6 protein-coding genes are annotated in these 16,979 nt (G+C 72.1%); all 6 read right to left on the reverse strand.

Features of this window, described 5'->3' with window-relative positions; genetic code table 11:
- Positions 1-55: 55 nt before the first annotated feature.
- The 6 genes from RZE79_RS19395 to RZE79_RS19420 all read right to left on the reverse strand — a co-directional run bounded on the left by RZE79_RS19395 (position 56) and on the right by RZE79_RS19420 (position 16,974).
- A complete protein-coding gene (locus tag RZE79_RS19395; RefSeq protein WP_319356076.1) occupies positions 56-1,423 on the reverse strand; it encodes a trypsin-like peptidase domain-containing protein in 1,368 nt (455 codons plus the stop codon).
- Complete coding sequence (locus RZE79_RS19400) at positions 1,407-1,871, reverse strand: YbaB/EbfC family DNA-binding protein (RefSeq protein ID WP_319356077.1); 465 nt, start codon at positions 1,869-1,871, stop codon at positions 1,407-1,409. Before RZE79_RS19400 ends, RZE79_RS19395 begins: the two co-directional genes overlap by 17 nt.
- Before the next feature lie 32 nt (positions 1,872-1,903).
- Complete coding sequence (locus RZE79_RS19405) at positions 1,904-2,665, reverse strand: serine protease (RefSeq protein ID WP_319356079.1); 762 nt, start codon at positions 2,663-2,665, stop codon at positions 1,904-1,906.
- Between the two features lie 100 nt (positions 2,666-2,765).
- Positions 2,766-15,269 carry a filamentous haemagglutinin family protein gene (locus tag RZE79_RS19410; RefSeq protein WP_319356080.1) on the reverse strand — a complete coding sequence of 4,168 codons (12,504 nt, stop codon included), beginning with the start codon at positions 15,267-15,269 and terminating at the stop codon, positions 2,766-2,768.
- Positions 15,270-15,409: 140 nt separating this feature from the next.
- Complete coding sequence (locus RZE79_RS19415) at positions 15,410-16,420, reverse strand: DUF4880 domain-containing protein (protein ID WP_319356082.1); 1,011 nt, start codon at positions 16,418-16,420, stop codon at positions 15,410-15,412.
- Positions 16,420-16,974: an RNA polymerase sigma factor gene (locus RZE79_RS19420; RefSeq protein WP_099790409.1), complete on the reverse strand. Its 555-nt coding sequence runs from the start codon at positions 16,972-16,974 to the stop codon at positions 16,420-16,422. The genes RZE79_RS19415 and RZE79_RS19420 overlap by 1 nt, the downstream gene beginning before the upstream one ends.
- Between the last annotated feature and the right edge of the window lie 5 nt (positions 16,975-16,979).

Consider the following 16,979-nt stretch of genomic DNA (forward strand, 5'->3'; position numbering starts at 1 on the left):
TGCTAGGTTCGCTGCATGACGTTCGGATGACTTGGCCGGTCAGCGCGACGCCTTCTCAGCACTTCGGCGACCCCGGCCGCGCGCAGATCGGCACGAAGATCCGCGCCCCCGCGCGCTGCACCAGCAAGGCCGCCGAACCGTCGGCCCCATCGAGCGCCTGCGCCAACGCCTCGGCGCTGTCGATCGGCTGGCCGTTGAGCGCCAGGATCACGTCGCCCGGCTGCACGCCCGCGCGCGATGCCGCGACGTTCACGCGCTGCACCAGCAGCCCGCCCTCCACGCGCAGAAACTGCCGCTCGGCCGGTGCCAGCGGACGCACCGCGAAGCCCAGCCGCGACGGCATCGAAGCCGCCGCCGCATCGCCCTGCAGGCGCGGCGTGTCGTAGCCCTCCACCTTCACTTCGACCACATGCTCGGCGCGGTCGCGCCACACCATGAGGCGCGCGCGCTGCCCCGGCACCTGCTCGGCGATGAAGCCGAGCGCATCGGCCGCCTGCACCACCTCGCGGCCCTGCACCGACAGGATCACGTCGCCGGTCTTCAGCCCGCCGCGCGCCGCCGCGCCGCGCGGCTCCACGTCGGTGACCAGCGCGCCGGCCGGGCGCGGCAGGCGGAAGGTGTCGGCCAGCGCCTGCCCCACCTCCTGCACCGCGACGCCGATGCGCCCGCGCGTGACGGTGCCGGTGGCCAGCAGCTGGTCCTTGATGCGCATGGCGGCGTCGATGGGAATGGCGAACGACAGCCCCTGGTAGCCGCCGCTGCGGCTGTAGATGCGCGAGTTGATGCCGATCACCTCGCCGCGCAGGTTGAACAGCGGCCCGCCCGAGTTGCCGGGGTTGATCGGCACGTCGGTCTGCAGGAACTGCATCGACTCCGCGCCCGGCAGCAGCCGCCCCTTGGCGCTGACGATGCCGGCCGTCACCGAGTTGCCGAAGCCGTAGGGCGAACCGATGGCCGCCACGCCGTCGCCCGGTTCCACGCCTGCCGGGTCGCCGATGCGCACCGTGGGCAAGCCTGTCGCGTCGATCTTAAGCAGCGCCACGTCGGCCAGCGCATCGAGGCCGATCAGCCGCGCCTGGAACTCGCGCCGGTCGGGCAGCTTCACGCGGATCTGCGTGCCGTGCGCGACCACGTGCGCGTTGGTCAATATGAGCCCGTCGGCGCTCACGAGGAAGCCGCTGCCCAGGCTGCTGTCGTCGGCCTCTGCCGGCGGCGCGCGCAGCAGCCAGCGGTCGCTGAAGCGGCGCGCCGGCACCGATGGCCGCTCCACGCCGATGTGGACCACAGCCGGCCCGTAGGCCTTGACCAATGCCGCGAGCCCCGGCACGGGCCACGGCATGGCGGCGTGCAGCGGCGCGACGGCCGCAAGGCCCAGCAGCGCCGTACAAAGGCGCCGGCGCGATCGCTCAGGTGCGCGCGACAAAGCTCAGCGTGAGTTGCAGCACCATCGGCTGGCGCATGTCGCGCGGCGGCGGTTCGGCCAGCGGCTGCGCGGTGAGCAGCGCGCGCAGGTCGGTGTCGGCCTGCGCATCGCCCAGCGAATCGAAGGCCACGCGCTCGACCTTGCCGCTGCCTGCGACCCACACGCGCACCACCACGGGCGCGGGCGGCACGGGCTGGCCTTCTTTCAGCACGCGGTCCTGCATCCATGTGTGCAGGCGCACCACGGTGTCGCTGGCCGGGTCGCTCAGCGACGACTGCAGCTGGTTGCTCGCGAGGTTGGCGTAGCTGATCCAGTGCTGCGGCACCTGCGGCTGTGTTTGCGCGGATGCCGCGAGCGGCGCGGCGGCCGCCGACAGCCCGAGGCCGAGCCAGCCGAGCGCCAGTCGCAGGCGGCGCCAGCCGCGGGTCGTGTCGGAAGAAGAGGTCATGGAGGTTCCAGGGAAAGTCGAAAGAAGAACGCTCAACCGCACAGCACGCCGACCGACAGGGTCGAGGCCCGCGCGCCGGGCGACTGCTGCGGGCTGAGCTGCGGTTCGCGGCTGTGCGTGTAGGCGATGCCGTGGGTGTCCAGAAAGTCGCGCAGGCGCGAGGCCGGCACCGCGCGCACCCGCGTCACGCCGCCTCCCACGCCCGCGGCCGAGGCCGCACGGCTGAGCACCATGCCCGACGCATGCGGCGCGGCGGCGACACGCTCGACCACCACGCCGAGCAGCAGGCCGTCGGCGCCCAGCACCGCGCTGCCGCTGGCGCCGGGTTGCACGCCCGACAGCAGGTGCAGGCCTTCTGCGCCGGACACGGCGGGCACGGTCAGAGCGTTGCTCAGCAACGCGGTGCGGTCGGGCATGCGCTGCAGCACCGCGTAGGCCTCGGCGAACACGCCCACGCTGCCCGCTGCCGACGTGCGCTCGCTTGTCGCGAGCGTCGCGTGCAGATACGGCGTGAGGGTGGTGCGCAGCACCGCGACGTCGAGCGCCTCGCTCTCGGCGATCACGCGGGCCTGCGCCACCTGCGCGCCCTTGAGGGCGAACAGCGAACGGCAGTCCGCCACCGCATGGCGCGCGGTCAGCACGTCGCCGGCGGCGTTGAGGAAGACGCCACTCGCGGTGGCCTCGGGCGGCGCGCCATGCGCCGCACCCGCCAGGGCAGCGAACGCCAGGACGAGCAGGAACGGCGCCCACGAGGACAGGCGGGGACCGGGAGAAGACAACAACAGAAGGGGCATCGGACAGTCACGAAAGCTCTGAAACCAAGACGGAACAGCGCGCCCGGGAATGTCGTTTGTCACAAAAACTTCATCTGCCGCCGCCTGCCGCCCTTCCCTGTCACTGCCCCAGCAAGCGCCGCTCCTGCGCCGTGAGCTTGGTCTTCTGCGCATCGCCCAGCGGCCCGCGGCCCAGAACCTGCACGGGGCTGCTCTCGTCGTAGCCCACCGGGCGCGCCGTGGCGCGGCCCGCATCGGACGGCGCGGCCGCACCGTCGGCGGGCTCGTTGCCGAAGCCCAGCACGCGCACCGAGAACACCGACGGCAGACTCTGGCGCGCCGCCGCACGTTCGCGCTGCATCACGTCCTGCGCCGCCGCCGTGGCCTGGGAGGCCGCGGCGCTGGCATTGCTCAGCGCGCCCACGTTCACCGACGCCACCACCGGCAGGCCGGCCGACTGGCCCTTGACCTGGATGTTGGCCGCGTTCACCACCTGCAAGGCCGCGAGGTTCACGCTGCCCGACACGCGGATGCCCGCTTCGCCCGCGTCGATGGTGCCCAGTGGCGCGATGAGGTCCATGTCGCCCGCCGGCACTTCGGCGATGGGCGCCAGCGTGGCCAGGCCGGCGCCCGAGCTGGGCACCTGCGACGAGAGCTTCACGTTGCCGATGTTGTCGTACACGCGCTTGGGCGGCGTGTAGACCAGCGTGGTCTTCGAACCCCGGCCGGCGTTGATGTCGCCCTGCTCCGACCAGGCCAGCACGTCGCCACCGAAGGTGGTCATCACGCGCGACAGGCCCAGGAGCAGGCTGCCTTCGCTGAACAGCTGGATGTGTCCGCTGCCCTGCGTGATGACGCCCGCGCTGCCCGGCGGCACCGCGCCCTGCACGCCCACCACGATCTGGCCGCCCGGCGCGAGCATCTGGATGTCGCCGCCGAAATCGGTGTGCACGCCCGAAGGGCCGTACAGGATGATGTCGCCGGTGCGCACGATCTCCTGGCCCGCCGCGTCGAGGTCGGGAAACAGCGTGGCGATCATGCCGCGACCGCGCAGGTAGCTGCCGTAGCGCGGGCCGTCCACGTCGTTGTATTCGCGTCCGCCCGCACGCAGCTCGGCGAAGTACACGCCGCGCAGGAACACGCGCTGTTGCTCCGGTGCCAGCGCCTTGAAGTACGCGAGCGCGCTGCCCGGGTCCTTCACGTCGGCGCTGGTGGCGACGAAGCCGTAGCGCTCCTTGAGCCATGCGGCCAGCTCGGCGTCATACGTTTTCACCACGCGGCCGGGCTGGCTCGCCAGCGACTGGCCGGGGCCCGACTCGGCGCGCTTCGCGGGGTCGAGGTAGCGGTCGACGATGGCCGAGAAGTCGGGACCTGCGGCGCCCATGCCGGCCATCATCGCAATGCTCGCGCCGGGGCGCGTGTCGCCCTCGGCCAGTGCACCGCGGCTGACCACGCTGGCGCGGTCGTCCTGCGTGATGTGGCGGCCGGCCGAGATTTCCAGCGCGCCGGGGCCCGCGACCTGCACGTTCGCATACAGGATGTCGCGCCCAGCCTCGATCAGCGACACGTCGCGCGGGTCGTTGTTCACGATCAGCGCCTCGGTGCCGACGATGTCGCGCCCGGCGCGGATGCGTGCCGGTGCGGCCGAGCGGTACCAGGTCTCGGGCACGGGTTGGCCGCTGGAATCCACCTTGCGCGCCGTGCCGCTGGCCAGGCCCAGGATGTCGCCCTTGGCCGCGTAGAACAGCGAGGGCGGCGCATCGGCCGCGTGCAGCGCGCGGCTGCCCAGCGTGTCCGGTCCGAAGGCGAACAACGGATGGCGGTCGACCTCCCCATAGTTCGGCACGCCGAGCGACCCGGTCAACGAGCCCTCCGAACTGGTGTTGTAGACCACCGGCCGCTGCATCGCGTCGTAGCCGACGAACGCAGGCGCCCATGGCGTGGGCAGCGGCGTGACCGCACCCGACATGCCCACCGGATAGCCGCCGCCGAACAGCGAGTTGCCGGCCAGGAACTCAAGCGCGCCCGAAGCCGACGGCGCGAGCACCAGTGCACGGCCCGGCGCCTGCGTGCCGGGCGTGGCCGAGAAGCCGTGGTACAGGCTGCCCGAGGCCGCCGTCGCGCGCAGGATCGACGGATAGACCGTGACGTTGTCGCTCATGTTGATGCTGCCGAGGTACCGGCCGCTGGGCTGCAGGTTCGCCAGGTCGGTGCCGGGCGTGAGGTTGCCGCCGGCGCTGAACAGGTTGATCGCGGTGCGGTCGGTCCACAGCGTGAACCAGCCCTGGCCGATGCCGTACTCGGTGCCGCCGAGCTTGAAGGCCGAGCTGTTCGGCACCCGCGCGCGGCCTGCGTCGGCCACGCTCGTGAGCACCAGGTCGCCCGGCGTGTCCAGGTACATCGCCGAGTCGCCCGGCACGAGCACGATGCCCGCGTTGCCGATGCCGATGGTCGGGACGAAGGGGTCGATCGGGCGTGTGTCCATCGCATCGCCTTCCTGGCCCGGAATCGAACGCTCGGCCTTGCGGTAGCGCAGCTCGATGCCGCCGATGGCGGCGGCCGACACGGTGGCCGCGCCGCGCAGGTTGACCAGGGCGCCATTGAGGTCCTGGTACTGCGCGTTGACGCCATAGCTTGCGTATTGCGCTGCGGCCAGGTTCGGATTGACGACGCCGCCGATGCGCAGCTGCAGGTCACCGCCGCCGGTGAGCGTCAGCTGGCCGTTCGCATCGACACGGCCGGTGCTGCCGACCGCCGCCACGATGGCTTCGCTGCGCTGCCACAGCGGGGCGTTGCCCAGTCGCGTGGTCAGGCCCGCGTCGCCGCCCGCGCGCAGCGTGAGGTTGCCGCCGCCCAAGGTGCCCATGCCGGTGAAGCCCACCAGGTAGGGCTCCGGGCTGCTGTCGGTGCTGAACTCCACGCCGGCCGGCAGCGCGTAGGTGCCGAAGTTGATCCACCACGACGTGGCGATGCGGTCGCTGCCGGCCAGGGCCGTGCCCGATCCCTGGCGCCACAGCCAGTTGCCCACCGCGGCGCTCGGCATCTGTGCGCGCTCGCCCGCGAAGTGGCCCCAGACGTCGCCGACGACATTGCCGCCCACCGTGATGTCGAGGTTGCCGCCGTGCTCGGGATACCAGGCCTGGTAGGCCGCGAGCGCGGCGCTGTAGTCCGCCGTCTGCGGCCCGATCACCGAGCCGCCGACCGCGTTGCCGCGTGCGAGGTTGAACGGGTCGAGGCCGTTGGCATCGCGCAGCGGCGCCGAGCGCGTGCCGGCCGTGTAGACGCCGAACGGCGACTCCATGACCAAATTGCCGGCCGCCGCCAGGCCCAGGTCGCCGGTGCCGGTGCGCAGCACGCTGAACATCGGCGACAGCGGCGTGTATCTGGTGACGTCCTTGACGGGGTTGATGACCGTCGTGCAGATGCTCGGCCCCCATTCGCAGAGCGTGACGTAATCGGGCAGGACTGGCGTGCCCTCGACGAAGCTCGGGTCCAGGTCGACGCCCCCGGGCCCCCAGAAATAGGAGAGGCGCGTCGGATCGACCTTGCAGGCATCCGGACCACCCCAATCGCAGTAGCCCACCGAGAACTCGAGCTCGCCCACCGGTGTTCCCTCTTCGTAGCCGAGTGCAGGGCCGCCTGGGCCCCACACAAAGCCGGTGCCGCCGGGCATGAGCCTGACGTTGTACATCGCGTGGCTGTCGGCCAGGATGAGCGCGCCGTGCTTGGCGGGGTCGACCGCGCGGCGGTCGGCCGACTCCAGGTCGGCGCCGGCCGTGAGCTGCAGGCTCCAGCTCGTCGCGCCCTGCCCCAGCATCGGCGCCACGGCCCAGTTGCGGCCCTGCACGCCGTCGACTTCGGGCCGCAGGTTGACGGCCGCGTCGCCGGGCAGCTGGACATCGGTCATCGACGGAATCAGTGCGCCGCGTGCCAGTGCGATGGTGCCGTCGGCCTTCATCGCGACCGGCAGGCGCACGCCCTTGGGCCACACCAGCGCCTGCACGCTGGCCTCGCCGCGCAACGCGGTGCCTGCGCCCAGCTGCATGCCGCTGTCGAGCGTCACGGCCTCGCCCAGCACCGTGCCCGCCTTCAGACGAAGGCTGCCGTCGGCGTAGTAGACGTTGGCGCGCAGCACCGTGCCGGCGGGCAGCGTGTAGGCCGCGCCCAGGGTCGCAGTCACCGGCAGCACCGTGCCGGTCGGCAGCACCATGGCTTCGGCGGGCACGTCGTAGTTGAGCAGCGCGTCCTTCGGGAACACGGTGCCCTTGTCGAGCACCACGCCGTCGATCGGCACGACGATGTCGCCGCCGTCGGGCGTGAACGGGGTGCCGAACTTCGTGCGCTGCTCGGCGAGGTACCAGCCCTTGTCGTCGGGCGTGGCCGGCGGCGGCGCGAAGCCGTCGTTGATGCTGCCGTACACGTTGAGGTTGCCACCCGCGCGGATCACCAGCACGCCGGGCTCGCCGAAGCCGCGCCGCGCCGGGTCGTTGCGATCGGCACCCGGGCCGTAGCGGTAGCCAGAGAGGTCGATGTCGCCGACCACGCTGAGGTCGCCGTCGGCGGTCTGGCTGACGATCTCCACGCCGGGGCGCAGGTGATAGCTGCCCAGGCCCGCGAGGCGCGCCGACAGCGAGGTGTTGGCCAGCGCCTTGTCGATGAAGGCGCTGTTCTCCGGGTCGACGACTTCATCGAAGAATTTCTGCGTGATCAGCTGCGGCGTGCGGCCGGTCACGTCAGGCTCGGTGGCGTATGCAAGGTCGCTGTAGGTGCGGAAGGCGTTGACCGCGATGGTCTTTGCGCCCTGGATCGCAGGCGTGCCGTTGACGCCGATCGCCACATCGTTGTCGCCGCGTCGCGGTGCGTTCAGCGCGAGCGTGCCGCGCGCCGCACCGTCGTTGCCTTGCGCCGCGCTCACGCCCGTGCCCGCGCGCAGGTCGATGGCCACGCCGCTGCCCAGCGTCAATGTGCCGTGCGTGCTGGTGAGGTCGACGATGGCCCGGTTCGGGCTGTCGATGATCTTGCCGTAGCTGTCCACGCGCAGGCCGGTGGCGTGCGCGTCGAGCGTGCCGTTGACCGTGAGGTCGCCCTTGGCCGCGAGGCGGATCGCGCCCACCTGGAAGCCGCTCGCGTCGATGCGGCCGTTTACCGTGAGGCTGCCGCCGTCGACCGCGACCTCGACCACGCGCGCCTTCACTTCGTCGCCGATGGCGAGGTCGCCCTGCTTGATCTGGAAGCGCCGCGCGCCGGTCACGCCGCCTTCGTTCAGGCGCGTGTTCAGGCCCGCGAAGTCGGCCACGGTCTGGCCGCGCACATTGATCTCGGCCGCGTCGTAGGGCACCACCGTGCCGCCCGCGTCATAGGCGCCGCTGGCCGTGCCGAGGATGCGCCCGCCCAGGTCGATGCGGCCCGCGCCCGCGCCCAGCGCCGTTGCCTGCATCGTGCCGCCGCGGTTGTGCGTGGCCGACAGGTCGATCACCGAGCCCGCCGCCTGCACGATGTTGCCCGCGGTGCTGGTCACCTCGAGGTCGCCGCCGCGGCTGTAGCGCGTCTGCTCGAAGAACTTCACGGGCTGTCCCGCGAGGTCGATGCGCGAGTTCGCGGTGAGCGTCACGTCGCCGCTGGCCGTGAGCTGCAGCTTGCCCGAGGGCAGGCCGACCGTGCCGTCGATGGTGATGTGGCGGCCCGTGAGCGCCAGTTGCGCGCCCAGCGGCACGTCGCCGGCCGACTGTGCGCCTGCCGGTGCGCTGACGACGATGTCGCCGCCCGCCGTGATGCGGTTGTTCGAGCCGGCCTCGCCCGTGAGCAGCGGCGCGCGCAGGTTCAACTGACCGCCCGTGTACTCGTAGCCCTTGCCGGTCACGTACGCGCCCTGCTGCTCGTACACGCCCAGCGTGCCCTTGGCGTTGGCGGTGATGCGCTCGCTCGCGTTCAGGTTGACGGTGCCGAAGCCCAGCGCGAGACGGTCGGCCGAGAAGCCCGCGTCGGGCTGCGTGTTCGGCGCGTGGCCCAGCACGATGCGCGTGGCCGATACGTCGAGCGTGCCGTGGCCCAGCAGGCTGCCGATGGCGCCGCCCGGTGCGTTCTCGCCCGGGAAGATTTCGCCGCTGCCGGGCGGGCGCGGCGTGAGGCCGGTCCAGATGAATTCGCCGGTCGTGATCTTCGCGGTGTCGCCCGCGCCGCCGTAGCCGTAGATGGCCGGCGTGCCCAGCACCAGCCGCTCGATCGACGACACGCCGGTGGTGGGGTCGAGCGTGTCCAGCGACACCGCGCCGTAGATGTTCACCGACTCGCGCGCGTTCAGCACCAGCGTCTCGACCGCGGGCACGCCCTCACCCTTGTTGCCGGCCAGCAGGTTCGCCAGGATGCCCTGGTTCATCGACAGGCCCGACGGCAGCTGGCCGTTGGCAGAGGCCTGCTGCAGCGCCGCGTCGCTGCCCAGGTTGACCGAGGACACGGCCAGCAGCAGGTTCTTCGCGCCGTAGCGCACGGTGTCGGCCATCGTGAACGAGCGGTTCGTGGCCACGGCCAGCGTGCCCTCGCCGTACAGCGTGGTCTGGCCGCTGCACGCACCGCTCGGGCAGATGCCGACCTGGATCGTGACCGGCGTGGCCTCGGCAACGGGCGGCATCAGGTTGATCCAGCCGTTCGACAGCCCCAGCACCGCGGTACGGCCTGCCGAGAACACCACGCCGTCGGTGGAGTCATAGGCCGGCGCACCGGCGCCCAGCGTGTTCAGCGACGCGCCCTGCTCCACCTGGATGCCGTCGCCGTAGCCGCCGGCCACGAGGAAGATTTCCGCGCCGCGCAAGGTCGCGCCGCTGCGCACCACGATGTGACCGGTGTTCGACTTGAAGGTCGCGTAGTTGTCGGCATAGGGCAGATCGATGCGGCCGCCCACGATCATCCGTGGCGCGCCGAAGGCATTGAGCTGGTCGGCCTGCACCGACGCGCCCCCGAACCCGGCCGTGCGCCCGGCGCCCGGCGCCGTCACCTCGAGGGCGACGGCCGTCACCGACAGCGTGCCGCCGAAGCCTGCGCTGCCGGCCGCCGGGTTGAACCGCGCCGTGCCGTCGAACTGCAGCATCGACACGCCGTCCTTCGGCTTGGAATAGAAGTAGTCGAGCTGCAGGTTGCGGGCGTCGGCCGCGATCTCGCCGCGCACGCCGCCGCGGCGTGCCGCATCGGCCGCCACGAAGGCGTCGTAGCCCATCTCGTTGTAGGTGGCGTGCTGCTTCACCACGGCCGCCGGCGTGACGACCAGCGGGCTGGCCAGCGACGACTTCACCGCCGTGTTCGCCACGCCGAGGTAGCCGCTCGCCACGTACGAGCCGTAGCCGGCCGGCAGCGGCGCGGCGGGCAATGCGCTGGGCGCGCCCACTTCCACGCGGAAGGCACCGGGCAGCAGCGCATAAGTCGAAGGCAGCAGCGTGTAGGTGCCGGCCTTGAGGCCGCCCACGTCGTGGTCGAGCGTGACCTGCCGGCCGATGGCCGGCTCGCCCGCACCCGCGTCCGGCGACACCGGCGCGTAGCCGCCCTGGAAGCCCGGCACGATGGCGTACACGCCGTTGCCCGCCTGGCTGAAGGTGTTGGCCGGGTTGGCATTGGCCAGCGGCGTGCGCAGCACGTCGACCGAGCCGCCGCGCCCGCTCACGAAGCCCGCGCCCGTGAGCTCGCCGCCGCCCGACAGGTCGAGCAGCGCACCGGCCTGGCCGACCACGCTGTCGCCCGTGAGCAAAATGCCGCTGCTGCCGATGGCGCGCTTGTCGATGGCATTGCCCGCAACGCTGTAGCCGATGCCGTCGGTCGTGCCGCCGTAGGGCATGAGCAGGCCGACCCCGCTGACCGAGGTGATGCTGCCCGGCAGCAGGTCGACCAGGCTGGCGCGCGCCTCGTAGGTGCTGCGCCCGTCCTGTCCCAGGATGAGGTTGCCCAGCGGGGCGCGCACGATGCCGCCCTGGCGCACCGTGTCGCCGCCGAGCGCCAGGATGCCGAACGCCGATTGCGGCATGGCCACGTCGCCCTCGACCTGGCGGCGGATGTCGAGCACGCGGCCCGTGTCGTAGCCCGCGCGGATCTGCGCATTGGCGCCTGTGGCGGGGTAGATCTGCGCGGCGGTGAGCGTGAGGTCGCCCATCGTCGCCAGCTCGGTCGTGGTCGCGCCGAGCAGGCCGAGCGCGGGCGTGCCGCCGAGCAGGCGCAGGTCGCCGCGGCTCGTCATGTTCACGGTGTCGAAGCCGCGGCGGTCCACCACCACCGCGGGGCCGGCCGTCAGGGCAATCTCGCCGTGCGCGCCGAAGCCCACGCGGTCGCGGATGTCGATGTGGTCGGCCTCGGCCGTGAACACCGCCTCGCTCGTGCGGGTCGATGCGCCGTGGCGCCAGGTCGTGGTGTAGACCACCTCGCCGTCCTTCGTCGGCGCACCGGTCACGCCGGCCAGCCGCAGATAAGACGAGGCGAGCCGCACGTTCGAGTCGGTCGCCGCGCTGTCGGCCAGCGCGAAGCTGCCCGCGTAGATGCGCAGGCTCTGCGCCGTGGTGAGGTCGACGTTGCCGTCGAAGCTCAGCAGGCCGTTGACCAGCAGCGACAGGTTGCCGAAGCCGCCGTCCCGCACCTGGTCGACGCCGAGGCGCCCCTTGCCGTAGGCCAGTGCCGCATCGGCATGGCCCGGCCTGAGCGTGGCCGGCAAGCCGCTGGGCTGCTGCGTCTGCGACAGCACCAGCTCGCGCGACTGCCGCACGGCGTCGTCGGGGGCGAAGAACCTCGAGAACACCGGCGCTTCGAGCGCCACCGCGAGCGTGCCGCCGGCCGCATTCGCGCCGCCCGCATGGGCACGCAGCGTGCCGTCGAGGTACAGGCTGTGCGCCGACTTCAGCACGATGCTGCCGCCGTCGCTGGCCACGTCGAGTTCGCGCCACAGTGAGCCGACCGCCGGCACGTCGATGCGCGCGTGGCTGCCCGAGGCATCGAGCACCGCGCCGGGGCGGATGACGATCGCGAGGTCGGGGGCGTGGGCCGCGCCCTTGGCTTCCCAGTCGAGCCCGCCGCCAATCGAAATGGTGCCGCCGTTGCGCACCGTGCCGTAGCGGCGGCCGTCGCTGTCGATGCCGGTCTGCGCGCGCGCCGCCACGTCGAGCACGGCACCTTCGCCGATCCACACCGAGCGCTGGTGCGGCTGCAGCGACGGGCTCTCGGGCATCGTGAAGGCCGGGGCCTCGATGTCGATGCCGATGCGTCCGCCCCAGGCGTTGAGCCGGCCGTCGATCACGAAGCTGCTCTTGCCGCTGCCGAGCAACTGGATCGAGCGGCCCGCGTCGACGGTCACCACCGCGCCCGCGCCGATGGCGAGGTTGCCTCCTTCGGTGTTGCGGCGCTGCGAACGCAGCACGAGGTCGGCGCCCTGGCGCTGCACGACCTGGCGGTTCACCGCGTCCTGCTGCAGCAGCGGCGGGGTCCACAGCTGCAGCGCGAGGCCGCCTTCATGGTCGGCACCGGCGCCGGGTGCGATGCGGTAGACCGGCATGACCACGTCGAGCTGCGCGCCCGGCGCGACCGTGAGCCCGGCATGGCCGTTGAAATCGTAGCTCGAGAAGCCCGACTGCAGGCGCGATGCGTCGAGCACGAGCTGCGTCGCATCCGACAGCGCGGGGTCGAGGCCGATGACCAGCGCGTTGCCCGTTTCGAGCTTCAGCGTGCCGCCGCCGTTCACGCCGTGGCCGCGGATCTCGCCGCCCAGCGACAGGCGCCCCTGCGCATCGGTGCTGGTGGCGGTCGAGTCGGCTACCAGCGTCACGTTGCCGCCCTTGCCGCCCTTCTGCTTGCCCTTGGCCAGCAGAGCGGCACCCGACGACACGTCGATGAGACTGCCCTGCCCGATCGTCATGCCGTGCGTCGGCTCCATGCGCACGGTGCCGCCGTCGATGACCGCGAGCGTGGCCGTGTCTTCAGGGGACGTGCCGATGTCGACGCGGCGTCCGCGCAGGTCGAGCGTGACGCCGTCGCGCACGGTGAGCGACGAGTCGGCGTCCTTCACCAGCGCGCGCGGCTGGGCGCCCGCCACCGGCGACGTGAACACATTGCCGGCCTCCAGCGTGCCGCCGCGCACCGTGACGTCGGCGCCGATGTCGATGAACGCGCCGAGCAGGTTCAGGCGCCCGCCGTCGGCGAGCGTGAGTGCCTTGTCGACGTTGACGCTGCCGCGCGTGCCGACGTCGAGCACCGACAGGTGCTGCGCGTTCAGGTGCGCCGCGTCGAGCCACAGCGTGTTGATGCGCTCGTCGGCCAGCGCGTCGGCCGCGGCCATCTGCTGCGTGATCGCCGCCACGTCGCCGAAGCGCACGTCGGTGTCGAACAGGTCGATGCGACCCAGCGCCCCGTAGTGCCCCACCGCCAGCACGCCGCCGCGCGCCACCGCCGTCTGCGACTGGCGGTAGCCGTCGTCCAGCGCGGCGTCGCGGGCGCGCGTCTGCTGCGCGCCGTTGAACACCTCGGCCACGATCTCGCCTTCGAGCACGGCCGTGGGCGCGCTCACCACCAGCCGGCCCGCGTCGCGCCCGACGGTGTAGCCGTTTTCGAGCACGCGCTGCGGCGCGATCAGCGGGTTGTAGAAGTAGTCGGTGTTCGCCTTGCCCCAGCGCACGTGCTCCGCCTCGAAGCCCTTGTAGACGCCGTCGAACAGCAGGTCCGACGGGGCCTTGTCCAGGCTGTAGAGGCGCCCGTCGCTGCCCTTGAGCCAGGTCTGGTTCATGAAGCCGGTCTGCACGTTCAGCGAACCGCCCGACAGGTTGACGTTGGAGCCCGCCTGCGTGACCACCTCGCTGCCGCCGAGCACCACCGTGCCGCCCTGCGCGGCCCATTCGCCGATGCCGTGGCCCTGGTTGCCCAGGTAGCCGCCGACCTCGAGCAGGCCGCCCGCCGCGTACCAGCGCTCGCCCTCGTAGCCGCCCACGCCGGGCGCCACGCGCACGAGCTTGCGCCGGTCGATCCACACGTCGTTGTTGAAGAGCGCGCCGCTCTCGCGGTTGCGCGGTGCGTCGCGCGTCTCGTTGCCCTGCACGCTGACCTTGACGTTGTTCGACGCCATCGACACGTTCACGCCCACCGCGCCCGACACATCGAGCCGCGCCCTGTCGGCCACGAAGCTGCGGCGCGTGGCACTGGCCGCGATCTGCCCGCCGGTGGCCAGCGTGAGCGACTCGCCCTCGAAGCGGATGTCGCCGCCCGAGACGATCTCGATGCGCGACTGGTCGCGGCGGTCCGACAGCCGCGAGAGGTTGTCGAAGAGGCCCGGCGGCACGAGCGCGCGTGCGGCGTCCTGCGCGGCCGATTCCTTCAGGAGCGCATCGCGCTGGCTGTCGAGCGCGCTGGCCTTGCCGTCGTCTTCGATGAGCACGGCCGTGACCGCGCCCTGGCCCACCGCCACGTTGCCGCGCGTGTCGGCGGCCGAGTTCAGCAGGTGCACCGTGCCGCGCGCGGCCACGGTGGACGTGGCAAGCGCCACGCCGTCCTGCCGCACCTCGCGGCCCGCGAGCGTGATGTCGCCTTCGCGCGCCATGAGCAGGCCGGTGTTGCGCACCTTGCCCGAGGTGCTGTCGGCCGCGAACTGCGGCGCGATCTCGTTGCCGCGCGTGGTCGAGAACGCGTTGGCCTCGGTGCCCACGCCCTTGCGGATCACGAAGCTGTCGCCCGCCGCGAGCTGCACCTGGCCCTTGCGCGCGGCGATCTCGCCGGCGTTGGCCACTTCCTTGCCGAGCAGCAGCACGTAGCCGCCGCCCTGCGTGACGGAGCCGGGCTCCTTGGTGGTCAGCCGCGCGCCGGCCTTCACCTCGACCTTGCCCAGGTCGTCCTTGGCCGTGGCGAAGCTCGGTGCGGTGTCGTTCGAATAGATGCCGCGCGCCTTGAACTGGTCGTCGCCGATGTGGGCGGCAGCGGCCACGAGGTTGCGCGTGTCGGTCTGGCTGGTGCCGCTGAACACCACGCCGTTGCGGTTGGCGATGAGCACCGTGCCATCGGCCTTGATCTGGCCCTGGATCTGCGACGGCCGCGCCTTCGGGTCGTTGACGCGGTTGAGCACGGCCCAGTCGGCCTGCTGCTTGAAGTCGACCGTGGTGTTGCGCCCGACGTTGAAGGTCTCCCAATTGAGGATGGCCTTGTCGGCCGTCTGCTCCACGGTGACGACGGTGCGGCCGTCGACCTGCTGCTGCGAATCGCGGTTCAGCGCGCGGGCGTTGAGCCAGCCGGCACTGAGCGAGTTCGTGTCGACCTTCAGGCCGCCGTCGGCCAGGCCGTCGGGCACCGAGGGATCGTTCTGCGCGGCGGCGCGCGCCGCGGCCTGTGCGGCCTGCTGCGCGGCAATCGCCTGCGCCGCGAGGCCCAGGTTGCCGAGCGACTGGCGCAGCTGCTCGTTGGCCTTCTGCTGCTGCGCCAGCGGGTTCGTCAGCATCGAGGCCGGCGTGCCGTTCGGCAGGTAGCCCGTGACCGTGGCCGTGCCCTGCGCCACGTTCTTCTGCGCCATCCATGCGGCGCTGAAGGCGCGCTGCGCGTGGGCATTGCCCGCCAGGCCCGCCATGGCCAGCGCGAGGGCGGCGGCGTGCGCGACCGGCGCGCGGCGGAATGTCTTGTTGCTCATGTCATACCCCAGAGAAAAACCGTTCTGGAGAAGAGACCGGGCTCACGGGATGCGACCGACACGCGCGGCACGAAAGTTCGGGAGAATTTGCGAACGAAGACGAAGCGCTGCTTTTTTCACAGCGGCGTCACAGAGCACGGCTACCCGAGCAGCACGATGCCCGCAGGCAGCGAGGTGAGCTTCGCGCCGTAGCTCACGGCAATCAGCGTTTCGACGTGCGGCAGCTCGTCCAGCCGCAGCCGCGCCTGCACCTTGCGCTGTCCGAGCTCGGCGCGCGTGACGATGAGCCGGCCCGGGCGGTAGCGGTTGATTTCGTCGACCACGGCCGCAAGCGGCGTGTCGTCGAACACCAGCACGCGCTCGCGCCAGGCGCCTACTGCCGCGAGGTCGGGCGCGCGCGCCACCTCGGCCTCGCGCCGGCCGCCGTAGCGGATCTGCTGCGCCTCGCCGGCGATGAGCACACGCTCGCCATCGCGCAGCTCGACCGAGCCCGCGAAGCAGGTCACGCACACCTCGCCGCCGGTGGCGCGCACGTTGAAGCGGCTGGCCGCCGCGGCCACGAGGCGCGCGCCGCCCACCGTCATGGTGAAGGGCGTGCGGCGCGCCGCATCGAGCAGCACCTGCGCCTCGCCGCCGAGCATGTCGAGCACCGGCGGCTCGCCCTCGGCGCCGCGCGCAAGGTTGAGGCTGGTCTGGGTGTTCATCTCGACCACCGCGGCGGCATCGGCCAGCACCACGCGGCGCTGCTCGCCGGTGCCGGTGCGGTAGTCGGCCGTCATGTCGGACAGCCCAGGCCACAGGCCGGCGGGCGGGCGCACCACGAGGAAACCGACGGCGCCGGCCGCGAGCGCGGCGCCGAGGAACTGGCGGCGGCCGAACGCGGGCGGGCGCGACACGGCGATGGCCGCGCGCGGCGGCACGTCCATCGCGGGCATGCGCTGCGCCAGGGCTTTCGCCGCGGGACGCGTCAAATCCCACAGGCGCGTCGCCTCGGCCATCGCCTGCGCGTGCTGCGGACTGCGGGCGCACCAGCGGCGGAAATCCTGCGCGTCGCCGGTGGTCGCGCGGCCGGAGGTCAGGCGCACGAGCCAGTCGTGCGCCTGCGTGTCCAGCGCGGCGCGGTCGCGATCGGTCGGGGTGGGAACAGCCATCATGTCTTCTCAGACTGTTTTCCCGCGCCGGGACCGAACCGCTGGATCACATCGCGCCCCAAACGGCCGGCGCAATGCACCAGCGCGGCCTTCACCTCGCGCTCGACGATGCGCACCGACACGCCGTAGCGGCGCGCGAGGTCGGCGTGCGGCGTCTCGTCCACGCGCGAGGCGATGAAGATGTCGCGGCGGCGGCGCGGCAGCTCCTCGAGTGCGCGTTCCAGCGCCTGCACTTCGCTGCGCGCCTCCGAGACGCGGGCCGGGTCGTGGCTGTCGTCGGAAAAGTGCAGCAGCTCCTCAACCTCGACGAAGTCGAGCAGGCGCCCGTGGGAGATGCGCCGGTCTTCCGCCACGTTCGACGCGATGCGCAGCAGGTAGGCCATCGGGCTTTGCACCGGGCCGGGGTCGCTCATGCGCTGCACACGCAGCCAGGTCTCGTGCAGCACGTCGTCGGCCCGCTCATCCGAGCCCAGGCGGCGACGCAGCCGGTTGCGGAACTCGATGTAGCGGCTGGTCAGCAGGCTGCGCAGAAAGCCGGGGGTGTCCTGTTCCACGGCGT

Origin of the sequence: Variovorax sp. EBFNA2, assembly GCF_033802765.1 — a bacterium.
GTDB lineage: Bacteria > Pseudomonadota > Gammaproteobacteria > Burkholderiales > Burkholderiaceae_C > Variovorax > Variovorax paradoxus_H.